Source organism: Flavobacterium sp. (genome assembly GCF_035456085.1).
Classification (GTDB): Bacteria; Bacteroidota; Bacteroidia; order Flavobacteriales; family Flavobacteriaceae; genus Flavobacterium.
In genome coordinates, this window is sequence record NZ_DATIDY010000040.1 from 29048 (window position 1) to 45353 (window position 16306).

General features: G+C 33.1%; 17 protein-coding genes and 1 other RNA gene. 10 read left to right on the forward strand and 8 right to left on the reverse strand.

Annotation, left to right across the window (positions count from 1 at the left end; genetic code table 11):
- Window positions 1-169: 169 nt before the first annotated feature.
- Window positions 170-610, reverse strand: a complete 441-nt coding sequence (locus tag VLC96_RS03085) for a KTSC domain-containing protein (protein ID WP_325260584.1) — start codon at window positions 608-610, stop codon at window positions 170-172.
- 168 nt (window positions 611-778) lie between these two features.
- On the reverse strand, window positions 779-1021 hold the full coding sequence (locus VLC96_RS03090; protein WP_325260585.1) for a hypothetical protein: 243 nt from the start codon (window positions 1019-1021) through the stop codon (window positions 779-781).
- A gap of 278 nt (window positions 1022-1299) precedes the next feature.
- Here VLC96_RS03090 and VLC96_RS03095 point away from each other — a divergent pair, with 278 nt between their 5' ends.
- The 7 genes from VLC96_RS03095 (at window position 1300) to VLC96_RS03125 (ending at window position 6455) form a co-directional block, all read left to right on the forward strand.
- Entirely contained in the window at window positions 1300-1857 is a 558-nt protein-coding gene (locus VLC96_RS03095) for a hypothetical protein (protein WP_325260586.1), read from the forward strand.
- A gap of 1 nt (window position 1858) precedes the next feature.
- Complete coding sequence (locus VLC96_RS03100; protein WP_325260587.1) at window positions 1859-2011, forward strand: hypothetical protein; 153 nt, start codon at window positions 1859-1861, stop codon at window positions 2009-2011.
- An 11-nt stretch (window positions 2012-2022) separates the two neighbouring features.
- Window positions 2023-2256, forward strand: a complete 234-nt coding sequence (locus VLC96_RS03105; protein ID WP_325260588.1) for a hypothetical protein — start codon at window positions 2023-2025, stop codon at window positions 2254-2256.
- 130 nt (window positions 2257-2386) lie between these two features.
- The gene (locus tag VLC96_RS03110) at window positions 2387-2767 is read left to right on the forward strand and encodes a YchJ family protein (RefSeq protein ID WP_325260589.1); all 381 of its coding nucleotides are present in this window, start codon (window positions 2387-2389) and stop codon (window positions 2765-2767) included.
- Between the two features lie 105 nt (window positions 2768-2872).
- Window positions 2873-3661, forward strand: a complete 789-nt coding sequence (locus tag VLC96_RS03115; protein ID WP_325260590.1) for an META domain-containing protein — start codon at window positions 2873-2875, stop codon at window positions 3659-3661.
- Between the two features lie 77 nt (window positions 3662-3738).
- Window positions 3739-4857 carry a vWA domain-containing protein gene (locus tag VLC96_RS03120; protein ID WP_325260591.1) on the forward strand — a complete coding sequence of 373 codons (1119 nt, stop codon included), beginning with the start codon at window positions 3739-3741 and terminating at the stop codon, window positions 4855-4857.
- Window positions 4858-4991: 134 nt separating this feature from the next.
- Window positions 4992-6455 (forward strand): AAA family ATPase, encoded by a 1464-nt coding sequence (locus tag VLC96_RS03125; RefSeq protein WP_325260592.1) that lies wholly within the window; start codon window positions 4992-4994, stop codon window positions 6453-6455.
- A gap of 91 nt (window positions 6456-6546) precedes the next feature.
- Here the strand turns inward: VLC96_RS03125 and VLC96_RS03130 are convergent, their stop codons facing one another.
- Both VLC96_RS03130 and VLC96_RS03135 read right to left on the reverse strand, forming a co-directional pair.
- Complete coding sequence (locus tag VLC96_RS03130) at window positions 6547-7341, reverse strand: RMD1 family protein (RefSeq protein ID WP_325260593.1); 795 nt, start codon at window positions 7339-7341, stop codon at window positions 6547-6549.
- A 96-nt stretch (window positions 7342-7437) separates the two neighbouring features.
- Window positions 7438-7749: a hypothetical protein gene (locus VLC96_RS03135; RefSeq protein ID WP_325260594.1), complete on the reverse strand. Its 312-nt coding sequence runs from the start codon at window positions 7747-7749 to the stop codon at window positions 7438-7440.
- Between the two features lie 120 nt (window positions 7750-7869).
- Here VLC96_RS03135 and rnpB point away from each other — a divergent pair.
- From rnpB to VLC96_RS03150, 3 genes are all read left to right on the forward strand, one after another.
- Window positions 7870-8191, forward strand: an RNA gene (gene rnpB, locus VLC96_RS03140) — RNase P RNA component class A.
- 420 nt (window positions 8192-8611) lie between these two features.
- Entirely contained in the window at window positions 8612-12001 is a 3390-nt protein-coding gene (locus tag VLC96_RS03145) for a SusC/RagA family TonB-linked outer membrane protein (RefSeq protein ID WP_325260595.1), read from the forward strand.
- Between the two features lie 13 nt (window positions 12002-12014).
- A complete protein-coding gene (locus VLC96_RS03150) occupies window positions 12015-14027 on the forward strand; it encodes a RagB/SusD family nutrient uptake outer membrane protein (RefSeq protein ID WP_325260596.1) in 2013 nt (670 codons plus the stop codon).
- A 208-nt stretch (window positions 14028-14235) separates the two neighbouring features.
- Here VLC96_RS03150 and VLC96_RS03155 read toward each other — a convergent pair whose 3' ends face one another.
- From VLC96_RS03155 to VLC96_RS03170, 4 genes are all read right to left on the reverse strand, one after another.
- On the reverse strand, window positions 14236-14709 hold the full coding sequence (locus VLC96_RS03155; protein ID WP_325260597.1) for a CHRD domain-containing protein: 474 nt from the start codon (window positions 14707-14709) through the stop codon (window positions 14236-14238).
- 147 nt (window positions 14710-14856) lie between these two features.
- A complete protein-coding gene (locus tag VLC96_RS03160) occupies window positions 14857-15258 on the reverse strand; it encodes a hypothetical protein (protein WP_325260598.1) in 402 nt (133 codons plus the stop codon).
- A 95-nt stretch (window positions 15259-15353) separates the two neighbouring features.
- Window positions 15354-15908, reverse strand: coding sequence for a YceI family protein (locus VLC96_RS03165; protein ID WP_325260599.1), 555 nt, complete (start codon window positions 15906-15908; stop codon window positions 15354-15356).
- A gap of 5 nt (window positions 15909-15913) precedes the next feature.
- The gene (locus VLC96_RS03170; RefSeq protein WP_325260600.1) at window positions 15914-16291 is read right to left on the reverse strand and encodes a c-type cytochrome; all 378 of its coding nucleotides are present in this window, start codon (window positions 16289-16291) and stop codon (window positions 15914-15916) included.
- Between the last annotated feature and the right edge of the window lie 15 nt (window positions 16292-16306).

The window sequence follows — 16306 nt, forward strand, 5'->3', positions numbered from 1 at the left end:
TGGTTAAGTTAAAATAGTTTGGGATTGCTAATTTATCGAAAACCTTGTTAAATAAATGTTAACTATTTTTTGTTTTCAGTTTATCGTTTTTTTTAAAGCGTTTCATCTTCTATGAACAAAAAAAAAGCACCCGGTTAAGAGTGCTTTATAATTATTTGTTTTTTTTAAACTATTCTTGGTTAGTTGTTTTTCTCCAAGGATAAGCATTAAAAATATGTCTTTTTGCAAAACGACCTGGTGAATCTGCATTGACCATTTTTACATAAATAGCTTTAGGAACACTGATATATTCGTAAACACTACCATTTGAGAAATTCACGATTAATCTAGATTCAACATATTTATAGTCAGTGATTGTTGAAGTAGAGATAGTCTCAGTATATTCAGGTAAAAGTTGTTTGATTGTCTCTGGGTTGATGCTTACCAAGAAGTGGTATGCTTCAATTATTTTTTTACTGTTTTCTTCAGCTTGTTTTAAACCAGCTTCATCACCTTGAAATTTATCGGGATGCGCATCTTTCATCGCATTACGATAGATGGTTTTCAATTCTTTAAGCTCTACTGTTTTTTCTACATTTAGTAGTTTGCGGTATTCAACTATTTTTTTCATAAATAAGGTAACTACTTGTCTTTTACTATTAAACCAAAAAAACTGGTTGGGTTTCGACAAATTTTTTGCAAAGGTACACTTTTTTTTAACTTTTCCTTTTCGAGCAAAAAAAAAATCAAAAAATGTACTTTTTGATTTTTTATATTATTCTAAAACTTTAAACAGCTGTTATTCAGGCTTGTTATTTGCCTTATCAAAATTTCTAGATTTCTTAGGGTATTTGTTATAACTGATATCACTAGGGTTTTCAATTACACTTTTGATCGTAATCCAATCACCCAGATTGTGTTTTTGAGCCATTTTATAATCTAAAAGATATTCTCCACAAAAATAGTTTTTGTTTTCATCTTGCTCCATTATTCCAGTAAAAACGCCTTTTTGTAGCATTTTTTGTTCTCCTGATTTGCTCATATCTATTTTCTTTAAATGAAAAATTATACCGCAAAGGTATGTATTTATTGAGAATTAATTTTATAAAGAGATCACATTACAAATTTAGTGCATGCAAAGATTTTGTTAATGGTAAGTCCTACTGCAAAACTGATATACCATTTATACATTTTTAAAACTTAAGTGAATTTCCTTTGAAGCAAGCTACCAAAGTAGCGAAAAGCCCGGCCCAAATAGAATTAACAATTGCTTATTTTGAAATACTTTGGTAAGTGATCGTTTGTGAGTACCTTTGTTTCATGGAAAAAATGTTTCGTCCCAGTCCCAAATCGTTTAAAAATACATTTTGTGTTTTTCATGAAGTTTTACCCGAAAGAATTGCGGGTATGACGGTGCAATATGATAGTCAATCGGGAAGCAAATACTATTATACCACAGAAGGAATGTACCGATTATCCAATCATTGGGGGCGTTTGGCAAATAGCAAATGGCGTTTGGAACCGATGGAACCCGAAACGGAATCAAAGTTTAAAATTGGTTTTGCTCGTTGGAATGAATTTTATCCGGATAATGCAGAGGATGAATTATATTATTTGGAGGCAGATTTTGAAAAGAAAAAGGTGAATTATCAGCATCGAAATAATCCTAAATATAATGGAAAACCAATCCTAAGAACGAGTTTTGAGACAGGGAAAAAGATCAAACAGATTCGGAATTTATTTGAGTTGACTTCTTGGGCAAAGTATTTTGATTATGATGATATTGATGAATTGCGCAAGGAAATTATTAATGAACTGATTTTTACCAACAGAACATTAGAAGAAATAAAAAGAGATATTAACGGTTATACATCATAAAATGGGCAGAAATAACGAAGGAAATATCAAGAAACACAACGATAAACTGCATAAAGCTCAGGCAAAAGCCAAGAAAGCTGAAATGGATCGTAAGGAAAAATTGAAACTGATTACTAAAAAATTCAACGAGGATAGAGCTTCGGAGAATAACTAAAAAATATTGACATGGATGCAACTAAATTTGACGGATTAAAAAATGGAGTTCAGGAAATAATTGACTTCATTGCAGCTAAAAATGCTACAGATGCTTATAATAAATTAGCAGATGTTAGCGAGGAATTAGACGAACTTTTGGATCATACTGATGAGGATGAAGATCTTATTGAGATTAGTAAATTTCAAGTGTTATTGAATCAATTGCAACAGAAGATAGTTTTGCTTAAAGCACAACTTAATTGAGTTTGTTTTTTTGGAGACGAATTTCACTAATTAACACAAATAAAACGAACAAAATAATTTCACTAACTATTTTGGATGAAAAGCAGTCGATAGTTTTGTGAATATTATAATTATGACCATGCTTGAAAATATGACAGATAAAAATTGTTACTGCGGTTCTGATAAACCTTTTGCTTTATGTTGCAATCTTTATATTAGTGGAGTTGAAAAAGCTCCAACAGCTCTGGCTTTGATGAAGTCCAGATATGCAGCTTATGCTACACATCAAGCTGATTATTTATTGGCAACCACTCATAGTTCTGAAAGGAAATACTACTCGAAAGAGGAAATTCTGAAATGGGCTGTTTCCAATCAATGGCAAAAACTGGAAATTATTGCTTTTAGCGATGATACAGTTGAGTTTAAAGCTTATTATAAAGATGAAAATAAATTAGATCAAATACATTATGAGTTTTCCACTTTCAAAAAAGAAAATGACTGTTGGTTTTATGTAGATGGGAAGTTTAAATAATTTTTTTTGAAATAGTTTCTAAGTTGCTAAGACTTGATTGGTACTTTTTATAAAGCATTAATAAGAGAAAAAATTAGAGACTCGATAACTTGGTAACTAAAAAATATGGCAAAAGGAATTCAATTATTAGCAATCACTTTGATTTTTGTTTGTTGTAAAACTCATTTGCCAGCACCAAAGGTTGTTGAAACTACTGAACCAACAACTGCTTACAAACAGCAAATAGAAAATTTGGAGAGCGGGATTTATTTTAGAGGCAACGGAAATGAACCTGAATGGGTTTTAAAAATATCTGAGAAAACCATCACATTTACATCATTAAAACCTGGCTATGAATCTTTGAGTGGAAATCATGTAGAACCAGTTCAAGCGATGGATGCGAATGTAAAAATGTATCGTGTTGCTACGGTTGCGGGTTTGATGATCATTCAAATTATGCAGCAAGAATGTATCAATACAATGAGTGGAGATAAAGCATCATATTCAGTTAAAATTGAGGTTGTTAAAGATAATAAATCTATATTTTTTAATGGATGCGGAAACTACATTACGAATCCAAGTTTGCATGATATTTGGGTTTTAGAAAAACTAAACGGCAAGGAAGTTTCTGTAACAGATTTTACAAAACAGTTGCCAAATCTTGAAATAAATACCACCAAAAATACCTTCATGGGTTTTGCAGGTTGCAATAGTATGAGTGGTGATATTTTCTTCGAAAGAGGTTTGCTTCGGTTCACAAATGTTATTACGACCAAAATGTTTTGTGGGGAAAATAATAAAGAAAATAGTTTTCTTAAAACCTTACAAAACACTACAAATTATAAAGTCGAAAATTTAAGATTGACACTTACCAATTCATCTGGTAGTGAATTAGTTTTCAAAAAAGTAGATTAATCACCCTAAAACCTTTTAACTTAAAATTATAAATTGTTTGTTGTCAGTTCATTTAAAAATAATCTAAATTTATATTTATGAACAATACAGTAAAAAAAGGATTTTATTTTAAGACTTACGAAGCTCCGTTTCAATCGCCTTTTGATAAGCTCTTTGCTATTTTCAAAGAACTTATCACACATACTTCAGGTGATTTTGATGAAGCTATCAATTGGTTGCGCGAATTAGACAAAGAATACAAATTAACCGATTCGTCCTATACTATTGATGATTTTATTGAGGATTTAAAGAAAAAAGGATACATCCGAGAAGAAATAAAAGATGATGGAACATCTGGTACCGGTATCACAGCTAAAACAGAACGCGCCATTAGACAACAAGCTTTGGAAACTATTTTCGGAAATATAAAAAAATCAGGGAGTGGAAACCACAAAACCAAGCATGTTGGTAATGGAGATGAACATGCCGGTGAATTTCGGGAGTTTCATTTTGGAGATGCATTAGAAAATATCTCTATAACGGAAAGTTTACGCAATGCACAAATCAATAATGGCGTTGGTGATTTTATACTCACAGAAAATGACCTCATTGTTGAGGAAACGCAATATAAATCCCAGATGAGCACTGTTTTGATGATTGATATCAGCCACAGTATGATTTTGTATGGTGAAGACCGAATTACTCCTGCCAAAAAAGTAGCAATGGCGCTAGCCGAATTAATCACAACACGTTACCCAAAAGACACTTTAGATATACTCGTTTTTGGAAATGATGCCTGGCGAATTTCGATTAAGGATTTGCCGTATTTAAAAGTTGGCCCTTATCATACCAATACCGTTGCTGGTTTGCAATTGGCAATGGATTTGTTGAGAAGAAAGAAAAACACCAACAAACAAATTTTCATGATTACCGATGGAAAACCTAGCTGTGTGATAGAAAAAGATGGTACTTATTATATGAATAGCAATGGTTTAGATCAATATATAGTTGACAAATGTTATACTCAAGCGCAACAAGCTAGAAAATTACATATTCCAATAACCACTTTTATGATTGCAAATGATCCTTATTTGCAAAAATTTGTAAATTATTTTACCGAAGCCAATCAAGGAAAAGCTTTTTATACTGGTTTAAAAGGTTTGGGCGAAATGATTTTTCAGGATTATGAAACCAATAGGAAGAAACGGATTAAGTAATTATAAATTATGAATTATAAATTATGAATTATGAGTTTTTGCTGCTTTTTTGCTATTATAAAAACAAACAAAATTAATCAAACTTGATTCTTAGAATTAGCAACTTAGAATCTTAGCAACTTTAAAAAGAATATATGAAAATTGAAAACATAAATAATCTGGGCGAATTAAAGAAATCCGGATATCAAAGTAAAAGTATAAAAAACGAATTACGCCATAATTTGAGAGAGAAAATTAAATCAGGAGAGCCAACTTTTGAAGGCATTCATGGATTTGAAAATACTGTTATTCCTGAATTAGAACGAGCAATACTTTCTCGCCATAATATTAATTTATTGGGGCTTCGTGGTCAGGCAAAAACTCGATTAGCTCGAAAAATGATTGAGTTGTTGGACGAATATATCCCATACGTAACCGGATCTGAGATAAATGATGATCCATTGCAACCGCTATCTCGTTTTGCAAAAGATTTAATTTTGGAAAAAGGTGATGATACTCCAATTTCCTGGTTGCATAGAAATGATCGTTTTTTCGAAAAACTAGCAACACCTGATGTAACCGTTGCCGATTTGATAGGCGATGTAGATCCAATAAAAGCGGCAAATTTAAGGTTATCTTATGCAGATGATCGAGTAATTCATTTTGGAATGATTCCTCGTGCTAATCGTTGTATTTTTGTGATTAATGAGTTACCTGACCTTCAAGCTAGAATTCAAGTAGCTTTATTTAACATTCTACAAGAAGGAGACATACAGATTCGAGGTTTCAAACTTAGATTGCCTCTTGATATGCAGTTTGTATTCACCGCAAACCCTGAAGATTACACCAACAGAGGAAGTATCGTTACTCCTTTGAAAGACAGGATTGGCTCTCAAATTCTGACTCATTATCCTGAAAACATTAAAATCGCACGTACTATCACAACTCAAGAAGCTAAATTAGATACCAATCAAACTGACTTGGTTTATGTTCCTTCTTTGGCAAAAGATTTACTAGAACAAATAAGTTTTGAAGCTCGTGAAAGTGAATTTATTGATAACAAAAGTGGTGTAAGTGCCCGATTGAGCATTACTGCTTACGAAAATTTATTAAGCACAGCCGAACGTCGCGCTCTAAAAGCTGGAGTTGACCGAACTTCAATTCGTTTATCTGACTTCATGGGGATTATTCCATCGATTACTGGTAAGGTAGAATTGGTTTACGAAGGAGAACAGGAAGGAGCTGCTATAGTGGCAAGTCATTTGATAGAAGATGCCATCCGCACTTTCTTTCCATTATATTTTCCTAAAATTGAAAAATTAGAAAAGCAAGGTGTTAGAACTGATTATACCGATATTTTGGATTGGTTTTTTACTGAAAATGGTTTTGAAATATTAGACGATTATAGCGATGAGGAATACCAAACAACTTTGAATAGCATTCCGCCATTGAATAAACTAATTAAGAAACACCATCCAGATTTAAGCCCGGAAGATCAATTTTTCATGAAAGAATTTGTGCTTTGGGGATTAGTTGAATTTAAAAAATTGAGTAAAGATCGCTTTTCCGAAGGATATCAATTTAAAGATATGTTTGGGAGCTACATTAATAAATTATAAAGAATAAACATAGATTTTATTTAACCATTAAGAAATTGACAAAAATGATTTAGCTCAATTTCTTAATGGTTATTTTTATTAAAATATTGAATCAGTGGAAAAACATGGCAATCATAATTTCCAAAAAGATTAGAATAATCACGATCCATTCTAATCGAGAACTTTCCCGAACATTTAAAACATCTGTAAATAACCTAAGATTATCTTCGACAATATCCAGACGATAGTCCAAATCCCTGAAGCGTGGATTGATATCAAAATTAGCTTTTAGTTGCCTGTTTAAAAGGTTGAGTTCTTCATTATCCCAAACCAAATTAGGATCGTCCAGAATATACAGATTATCAACGATGCTATTTTTGACATTCAGCACTTTTCCAATGTATTTAAGCAAATTACTTTTTGAAATACTGAGTCTTCCTCTTTTCTCCAACTCTAATATATAGACTCTGGAAGAGCTGATAAGCTCATTTGTAAGTTCTTCATAATAATCTAAAGCGACAGATTGCCCGATGTTGAGCATTATAATTCTCATTACTAAAGGATTTACAAAAGGAACTGTAACATAATCATTCTTGATTACTACTTTTGGAATATTTGGGTTAATTTCTATTTGGTACTCTTCGGACAAGTCCAAATCAACTATTGTGGTGGCATAATTACGAACAAAATCAATCAATTCCTTTTTTTCAGAAGCAGAATAATTAGCCAAAACAATAACTCCATAATCGAAAATATAGAGATAACTATTTTTGTCATTTAACGTATAAAAAATTTCAGATGGAGAACTAGAATGTGATTCATGACCGAATTCGTTGCGTAGTTTTTTAATATTAAATGATTCGGCAATTTGAATAGCTTCGATTTTTATAAAATCAGTTTCGACCATATTTTACTATTTGATGCTTTTTTAAATTTTAATCTTTATAAACGCCTTAATGGTTTTACTGTCTAAAAATTAAATTCAGAGAAAGGTAGCAGACAATTATAAAAAATCTAGTTTTCCATTGCTTTCAATAATTAATTTTTCTAGAATTTGTGCTGCCTCATTATCAGAATTAGCCGAAAAACCAGAAACAAACACTCCTTTTACACCAAAAATAGAAGCGATACCATACACAACCGATTCATCACCTGGGTCTGTTTCACCTTCATAACGATACACATGTTCGACACAATAGTCTTGTGGATTTGTTACAATAATTTCATGATGAAGATTAAAATCATGAACGAAACCTTTTTCTTTTAAATCTTCTAAAGCCTCTAGAACTGTGGTATAATGATAGGTCGGTTTCATCTTTAAAATATTTACAGTTATCATCTAAAGTTAACCATTTTAATTTTAAGTCATTATAAAATGATTGTTAAAGTAAAAAATGTAATTCTTGACTTACCATAATTAATATTGTAAGTTTGCACCGCAGACCGCCTTATCGTCGTCCGCCTCGGCGGAGGGAGGAAAGTCCGGACACCATAGAGAAGCATAGCGGGTAACACCCGTCGGTTCCAAGCAATTGGAATTAGGACAAGTGCAACAGAAAGTATGTACAGGTAATGCTGTAGTGAAACCAGGTAAACTCTATGCGGTGAAATATCAAGTATATCAGCATTTAAGGGCTTCTCGTCCGTTGCTGAAGGGTAGATAGCTTGAGCTTATGAGTAATTATAAGTCTAGATAAATGATAAGGTATCGTTAGAAATAACGAGAACAGAATCCGGCTTATAGGTCTGCTTTTTAATTTTTTTTAATTTCTCTTCCCTGATAAATATTTTTATTCTTTTCGTTCTAAAGTAATAAAATTCTAGCTGAAATGCATTTTCACTTCAAATTTTAGTATTTACAATAGAACTCAATAGTGATTTGTTGTGCGGTTGTTTTGCAATCGCTTTTTTTATTATAAGATTAATTATTGAGTTTTATTTTTCTTAGCGTTTTATCAATTCAATATTTTTTTACTTGTTTTTTTAGTAGATATATTTTTTTATACTGAAAAAACATGATAAACACTTAGCTAAGACTATAATATACCCTAAAACGTACTTTTTTACTCTCTGTTAGAATCAATATTATTCAATTTTGTATCGAAATCATTATGACAAAATGTGATGGTGATTTTAAAAAAACTAATCTATTTAATAACCAAAAATTACAATCTAGAATGACAAATTTTACTAGAATTAAAAAAGATACTGATTGCGTATCTGGATTTAATTTGAAAAAGAAAGTGATGATCTTCTGTTTATTGCTTTCTTTATCTCAGATCCATGGATACGCCATTAGTTCTAAAAGCACGGATGTGTCAAAAGATTTACAACTCCGAAAAGAAATTAAGGGACAAGTTAATGATGAAAACGGTATACCACTGGCAGGTGTGAATGTTTTAGAAAAAGGAACTAAAAATGCTGCTTTAACAGATTTTGACGGAAAATTTACTTTAACAGTAGATAACGAAAATTCAGTATTAGAATTATCTTATTTAGGTTATATAACTAAAGAAGTTATTTTAAAGGGCGAAACTTCAATTACTGTAAAATTGCAAAAAGCAACAACTTCATTGGAGGAGGTTGTCGTAGTCGGGTATGGTAAAATGAAGAAAAAGGATTTAACTGGGGCGATCGTTCAGATTACGCCAGATAAACTGGCAAACCAAAACCCACAAACCGTTCAAGATATTTTGAGAGGAGTTCCTGGTCTAAAAGTAGGTTATGACGCTTCTGCAAAAGGAGGAGGTAAAATGCAAATTCGTGGACAAACTTCTGTTTACAATCCCAATAATGATGGCGTTCATAACTCACCACTTATTATTTTAGACGGAATGCAATTTTACGGTGAGCTTTCAGAAATCAACCCTGATGATATTGGCCAGATCGATATTTTAAAAGACGCAGCGTCTGCATCTGTATATGGTGCAAAAGCGGCTGCAGGTGTTATTGTTATTTCAACCAAAAAAGGTAAAACAGGCAAACCTATTATTAGTCTTACTACAAACACTACGGTTAATACTAAGAGTGCCTATCGTACTGTGTATTCTCCAGAAGGGTATTTAAAATATCGTGAAGATTGGGAGACTGCAGCAACTTATGGACCTAATACAACAACAGGCCAATACGAAGCGTGGATATCCGGGACAGTTGCTAATGGTAAACCGGGATATTTCTCAAATCCTAATGATTTAACCAAGTGGGGTATTACTGAAGCTCAATGGTTAGCTTATCAACCAGCTACGCAAACAGCAGGCAAAAGTGTGAAGGAAGTATGGGGAACTCGTTTGGGTTTAAATTTCGATCCTTCTCTGATGGCCAATTTCTTAGCTGGAAAAACACAGAATTGGAATGATCTTTCTTTTAGAACAGGAATTAACCATGACAATAATTTGAGTATTTCTGGAGCAGGTGACAAAGTAAATTATTATATGTCTTTTGGTTATTTAACTGCACAAGGAGCTATTGTTGGAAATGATTATAAAGCAGCTCGTGCCAATATGAAAATTGATGCTAAAATTACTGATTGGCTTGACTTTGGAGCAAACGTCAATTTTCAAGATCGTTCAGATGGAGATATCACACCTTCATTAGGTACTAGATCTGGAGATAATAATATGTTGCGAACCAGTCCTTTTGGAACCCTTAAAGATGCAAATGGCAACTATGAAAGACAACCAATGGGAAAAAATGTTTCCGGACAGAATTACAACTATTACTACGAACGCCAATTTATTGAGAAAGAGACAGGATATGTTACATTGAATTCCATTTTCAATACTAAGGTGACTTTGCCTTTGGGGATCACTTACACATTTAATATTTCTCCTCGTTATCAATTCTATCACGATCGCTATTTCAAGTCTACAGCGAATCCAAATAATCCTCCTGCTACCAATGGAGCAAATAGAAATAATAATATGAGATTTGATTATAGTTTAAATAATACATTAGCATGGGATTATACATTTGCTGAGAAACACCATTTCGTAGCAACTTTTGTTCAAGAAGCTGAAGAACGCCGTTATTGGTCAGATGGAATGGATGCATATAATATTCTGCCTAGTGATGCTTTGGGTTTTCACAATGTTGATACAGCAACAATGGCAAATAGCAAGCTTAGATCAGAAGACACGCATCAAACAGCAGATGCATTGATGGCAAGACTTTTCTATTCGTTTGATAATCGTTATATGTTGACGGCTTCTATCCGTCGCGATGGATATTCAGCTTTTGGAGCTTCAAATCCTTATGCAGTTTTTCCTTCTCTAGCTGTTGCATGGAACTTTAAAAATGAAAACTGGATTAATTGGGATGCGATGTCCGCTGGTAAATTACGTTTGTCTTGGGGTGAAAATGGAAATAGATCGCTTAATGATCCGTACATTTCTTTATCAAACTTGGTAAGTAATGGAACAATGGGTTATCTCGATGCTTCAGGAAAAGCTCTTGAGATGAAGTATTTATCACTTGATCGTATGGCAAATCCAAATCTAGAATGGGAAAAAACAGGCGCAGTAAATATTGGTCTTGACTTAGGTTTCTTAAATAATCGCATTTCTGCTACTGTTGACCTTTACAAAACGGCTACCCATGATATGATTATGAGTCAAGCTTTACCTGGGTTTACAGGTTTTTCATCAATTGCAACCAACCTTGGAGAGGTTCAAAATAAAGGTTTTGAAATAACTATCAGCACTGTTAATATGACAAAACCTAATTTTGAATGGCGTACCGGATTAGGAATATCTTATAACAATAATACTATTATATCATTATATGGCAATATGGTAGATATTAAAGATGCAAATGGCAATGTTATTGGACAGAAAGAAGGCGATGATTCAAACAATGGATGGTTTATAGGTAAATCGATCACTGAAATTTGGGATTACAAAGTATCTGGAATTTGGCAAAAGGATGAGTGGAAAGAAGCTGAAAGATACGGACAACGTCCTGGTGATCCAAAAGTCGAAAATAGCTATACTGGAGACGATGTTGATGCCGTAGACAGAGATGGTGTTGCTTATAAAAAAGCAGTTTATAATGAAAAAGACAAGCAGTTTTTAGGCGATAAAACTCCTCCTGTACAGTGGTCGTTGCGAAATGAGTTTAAGATTTATAAAAATTGGGATCTTACTATAAATATGTATTCTAATATGGGTCAAAAATCACTTAATTCAAGCTATGTGAATACTTTCAACGATAGTAGTTTGTATAAGTTCAACTTCAATCCATATGTAAATCCATATTGGACACTTGACAACCCAACCAATGATTGGGCGCGTCTTGATGGTAAGGGTCCTGCTGGAACTCCAGCTGCACCAGGGAAATTGTATGACCGTAGTTTTATCCGTCTTGACAATATTTCGTTGGCCTACTCTTTTCCAAAAGATCTTACAACAAAACTAAAAATTAAAAATTTAAAAATTTATACTTCGGTTCAAAACGTAGCAACATGGTGTGCTTCTAAAGAATGGAAATATTATGGAGATCCAGAAGGAGATACTGATAACGGGGGATTGGCCACACGAATGTTTAATTTAGGTTTGAATGTACAACTTTAAAGATTACTCAAAAATGAAAAAATATATAAAAAATAAAATTTCAAGACTGGTGCCTTTGGCAGTATTGGCCGCTATGTCTGTTTCTTGTTCCAAAGATTTTCTTGAAGCAGATCCTCTTTCATTTTATAAACCTGAAAATACATTTAACACCGAAGCTGGGTTGCAGGCAACATTAGCACTATGCGATAAACAGCTTCGTAATAATTATGTTCATTATAATTTTTCTGGTGTTAGTGTTCCTATTGGTACTGAGTATCTTTTTTCTGATATGGCGCAATATGGAAAAACGGATACGAATGGTAGTATTGCTGATTATGCTAATACTATCGTTCCTTCTGCCGGTACAGATGTGTTCCGAAGAGATGCAGGTGGTGAGTCAATTTATCTTGGGTTTCTTTGGACTGAAGCCTATACAGGGATTAAGAATGCTAATACCATATTAACGTATATTGGTGATGTGAAAAGTTTATCCGAGGATGTTAAAAATAAATATATTGGACAAGCTTATTTTCATAGAGCTTACCGCTATCTTAATCTTGTGTATGAATTTGGAGACATACCATTGATTACTAAAATTTTGGAAGTTCCAAAGCAGAGTTATTACTCTACTAAAAAAGAAGCCATCATAGAAATGATTACAGCTGATATGGAGAAAGCTGTACAATGGGTACCAGACCAATCAAAAATTGGGTATGTAGGTATGGTTAGTAAAGGAGCATGCCGTCAGTTACTGATTAAGTGTTATTTGGCGTCGGGCAGATTTGCTGATGCTGAAGCACAAGCAAACATTCTTATTAATCAATCAGGTTACTCTTTGGTGCAAAACAATTTGGGAATTTTTGATCCGGGAGGAAATCCTACGGCATGGCCTATTACCAGAAATGTGATCTGGGATTTACACAGACCTGAAAACAAAGTTATAGGTTCTAATACTGAAGCTATATTGGTTGCACCAAATGGAGGAGCACAATCATTTTTAGCATTTGCTTCGATGAGAATTTTTGGGCCTAACTGGAATGATGCTAATTTAATTACTCCTGATGGTAAGACTGCAGCACCTCGTTTCCCATTGACTGATAAAACTAATTATAATGCAAAATATGATTATCAAAGAGCATTAGGACGCGGTATTGGTACCATAAGTGCTTCTTATTATTCACAACATCCTATGTGGGTTGTAAACGGTGTTGAGGATAATCAAGATCTTAGACATAATAGCACTGTCGGTAACTGGGTGCATATGAAAGATCTAAAATATGCTTCTGGTGCAGGTGGTAGTGTTACATGGGCTGGACAAAATTTTAGAATGAAAGATGCAAATGGAAAACTGTTAGCATTGGATTCTATTCGTGATTGGTTTGATTTTCCTCATTATAAAATCTTTTATCATGATGTTGTAGCTGAAACCACCCCAACTGCTAATGATTTTCAGGGAGCTACTGCTGGAGCCAGTGCACATATGTACATATATCGTTTGGCTGAGACCTATCTATTACGTGCAGAAGCTCGTTTTTATCAAGGGAATGTTGCAGGTGCAGCTCAGGATGTGAATGTTGTAAGAACAAGAGCAAAAGCTTCACAAATGTATACCACTGTAACTATTGGTGATATTTGTGCTGAAAGAGGAAGAGAACTTTATCTAGAAGAATGGAGAAATGTGGAGTTAAAACGTATTTCGCACTGTCTCGCTCTTAGCGGAAAACCGGATGAATGGGGTAATATTTACAGCAAAACCAATTGGGATAAGCAATCTGGAAGAGATGCATCTGGAGGCAGTTATTGGTGGCAACGTATTGTGCATTATACCCTTTACAACAAATATCCAGCTGGTATTTCTATTAAACCAGGTGTAAAGTTTTATACTATGGATAAGCGTAATAATTACTGGCCAATTCCATACAAACTTGCTATAGAACCTAATATTAATGGACAATTAAGTCAAAACTTTGGGTACGATGGTTATGATGCGAATGTGAAGGTTTGGACTAAATGGCAGGATGCTGTTGAAGATGAAAGCAAAATTTAAGCCGCTTTTAAATAAATTATTCAAATTAATTGAGCGCTTAAGGCTAAACCATTAAGCTATACACTTAGCTTTTACATACTAAAAATCCCTAACAATCAAGATTTAAATTCTGTTTGTTAGGGATTTTTTTTAAATAAAAAGTATATCATCTTACATTCGTTTGAATTAAAGAGGTCATTTTAATAACATTTTTTTGTTTTGTTTGCTATTAATATGGACCACCTCCTCCTCCACCAGTTCCGGTAGTTGAGCCTTTCATAAGTATTCCGCTGATTTCTCCACCAGGATTACTTGTGGTATGTAAGTTAACATAATAATGATTAGCCATAAGCTCCAAAATTTGAGCATCAGTTATAGTACCAGTAACAGTAAATGGTGAGGTTGCAATAGTTGCATCAGGAAAAGGAATTACAACTGCTCCATCGGCTCCATGAATATGACCATGGGTCGGTGTTAGTCCTGTGTAAGTTACGGTAATTTCAAATGTTTTTTTGGTTTGATTTAATTTAAGTACTGCAGTTCCAGATGCTGATGAAGTGACACCAGTTGCAGCGGACAAAGTAGCATTAAAAACAGTAATGACATCAGTTGGAGGATTTGTATCCTCATTATCATCATTGGAGCACGAAGGAGTTATCAAAACAAGAAAAAACATTGCGGGAATAATTAATAATCGTTTCATAATTGCAATTTTTTATTAGTTAATAATGAATTTAAAAGGTTCAGTAATAATTGGATTATTCCAATTGTAATTTTGGTAGAAATAAGTAGAAATAAATACTACTATTTCACTTTAATTTTTAATTAAAAGTGTGGCAAATTTTTTAGTCTATACTCCAACATTCAAATTAAAATGTTGCAAAATTTGTTTGGGCGGCATTATTACTTCTTTACAAGCATTGTCAAACCACTCTACTTCTATCGTTACTTCTGCACAATGTTCTCTTTTGGAATTTAAAAAGTAACTTTTAATACTGATTTTATTATCTATATAACATTGTTTCAACTCAACCGAAAAGCGTTCGGTAAACATTAGATCTTTATAACAAACTAATGCTTGATTTTTTTCCTGCAAACCTAAATTCAAAATGTTGAGTTTCTCTTTAGAAAATCCTTTATCAAACAAAAAATGATATAATAATCGAAGTGTGTATGAAATATAGGCTTTGCTTTCCATTACCATATAATCATTCACATCTTCTCCGGTAACACTATAGTTTTTACTGAACATATAAATTTGTTTAAGGTTATAAAAAAATAAATATTGAATTATTAATTAAATGATAAAGAGCATTTATTTAAACTATTACATCAATTAAAACTAAATTATTTAACCAATAAAAAATTGTAATTGATTTTCACTTTGTCCGCCACTTTTTGTCTGACAATGCTTGGAATTTTAATATCAAAATCTTCAGGTTTTACTTCAAAGGAACCTATAATAGTAATCCCATTTGCAACTTTAGAAGCTCTCACAATTACTGCTAACGGCTGTATTTTTCCATGTATGGTAAGCTCACCTTTTAAATTAAAATCTTTAGAGATGTTTGTGATTTTTGAAATATCAAAATCTTCAATTTTACCTTTTAGAGTTGCTTTTGGAAACTTTTCAGATTCCATATAGTTTTCATTGAAATGTTCTTCCATTAGAGCAACTTTAAACCGAAAACCTTTTACAAGAACCAAAGCAGCAAAATCTCCAGTTGATGATTCCAAAACCGCCGAAACACTTTTGCTTTCTGCTGCCACTTCTTCATACCCTGGCACAGAAGCCTGAAATTTTATAGTTCCCGTTTTTGTTATTAATTTTTGGGCAAAACCATTTGTATGTACAGCAGCAATCAACAGTATCAGAAAGATTTTTAGAACTGATTTTTTCATCACTATTAATTTTTTAATCCATCTGTATTCCATTTTAGAATCAAATCAATATTGGCTTGAGACATTCTTCCAGTTTTAGGCATAAGACCTTCCTGACCATTTTGCAACTGAATTCTATCTAATAATTGTGCGGTTTGTACAGCTGCTTTTACTTCAGCATATGTAGTTAGTGGTCTGAAAGATGCAGCCCCTCCACTTTTGTGACAACCTATACAATTAGCATCAATAACTGCTTTTACATCTTTGGTATAAGTTATTATCGATGGGTCAGTTATAGGTGGCGTAACAGTTTCTGGTGGTGTTGAGATATCGTCATAGGTATCAGAATTACTACAACTTGCTAATGAGGCTAATAAAATTGTGAGTGCGATTGCTTTTTTCATCGTGTATATATTTAT

Bases quoted from the DNA above. Each gene is read 5' to 3' on its own strand.
- VLC96_RS03085 (WP_325260584.1), bottom strand. From the start codon at position 610: ATGAAAAAAATAGTTGAATACCGCAAACTACTAAATGTAGAAAAAACA.
- VLC96_RS03090 (WP_325260585.1), bottom strand. From the start codon at position 1,021: ATGAGCAAATCAGGAGAACAAAAAATGCTACAAAAAGGCGTTTTTACT.
- VLC96_RS03095 (WP_325260586.1), top strand. From the start codon at position 1,300: ATGGAAAAAATGTTTCGTCCCAGTCCCAAATCGTTTAAAAATACATTT.
- VLC96_RS03100 (WP_325260587.1), top strand. From the start codon at position 1,859: ATGGGCAGAAATAACGAAGGAAATATCAAGAAACACAACGATAAACTG.
- VLC96_RS03105 (WP_325260588.1), top strand. From the start codon at position 2,023: ATGGATGCAACTAAATTTGACGGATTAAAAAATGGAGTTCAGGAAATA.
- VLC96_RS03110 (WP_325260589.1), top strand. From the start codon at position 2,387: ATGACAGATAAAAATTGTTACTGCGGTTCTGATAAACCTTTTGCTTTA.
- VLC96_RS03115 (WP_325260590.1), top strand. From the start codon at position 2,873: ATGGCAAAAGGAATTCAATTATTAGCAATCACTTTGATTTTTGTTTGT.
- VLC96_RS03120 (WP_325260591.1), top strand. From the start codon at position 3,739: ATGAACAATACAGTAAAAAAAGGATTTTATTTTAAGACTTACGAAGCT.
- VLC96_RS03125 (WP_325260592.1), top strand. From the start codon at position 4,992: ATGAAAATTGAAAACATAAATAATCTGGGCGAATTAAAGAAATCCGGA.
- VLC96_RS03130 (WP_325260593.1), bottom strand. From the start codon at position 7,341: ATGGTCGAAACTGATTTTATAAAAATCGAAGCTATTCAAATTGCCGAA.
- VLC96_RS03135 (WP_325260594.1), bottom strand. From the start codon at position 7,749: ATGAAACCGACCTATCATTATACCACAGTTCTAGAGGCTTTAGAAGAT.
- VLC96_RS03145 (WP_325260595.1), top strand. From the start codon at position 8,612: ATGACAAATTTTACTAGAATTAAAAAAGATACTGATTGCGTATCTGGA.
- VLC96_RS03150 (WP_325260596.1), top strand. From the start codon at position 12,015: ATGAAAAAATATATAAAAAATAAAATTTCAAGACTGGTGCCTTTGGCA.
- VLC96_RS03155 (WP_325260597.1), bottom strand. From the start codon at position 14,709: ATGAAACGATTATTAATTATTCCCGCAATGTTTTTTCTTGTTTTGATA.
- VLC96_RS03160 (WP_325260598.1), bottom strand. From the start codon at position 15,258: ATGTTCAGTAAAAACTATAGTGTTACCGGAGAAGATGTGAATGATTAT.
- VLC96_RS03165 (WP_325260599.1), bottom strand. From the start codon at position 15,908: ATGAAAAAATCAGTTCTAAAAATCTTTCTGATACTGTTGATTGCTGCT.
- VLC96_RS03170 (WP_325260600.1), bottom strand. From the start codon at position 16,291: ATGAAAAAAGCAATCGCACTCACAATTTTATTAGCCTCATTAGCAAGT.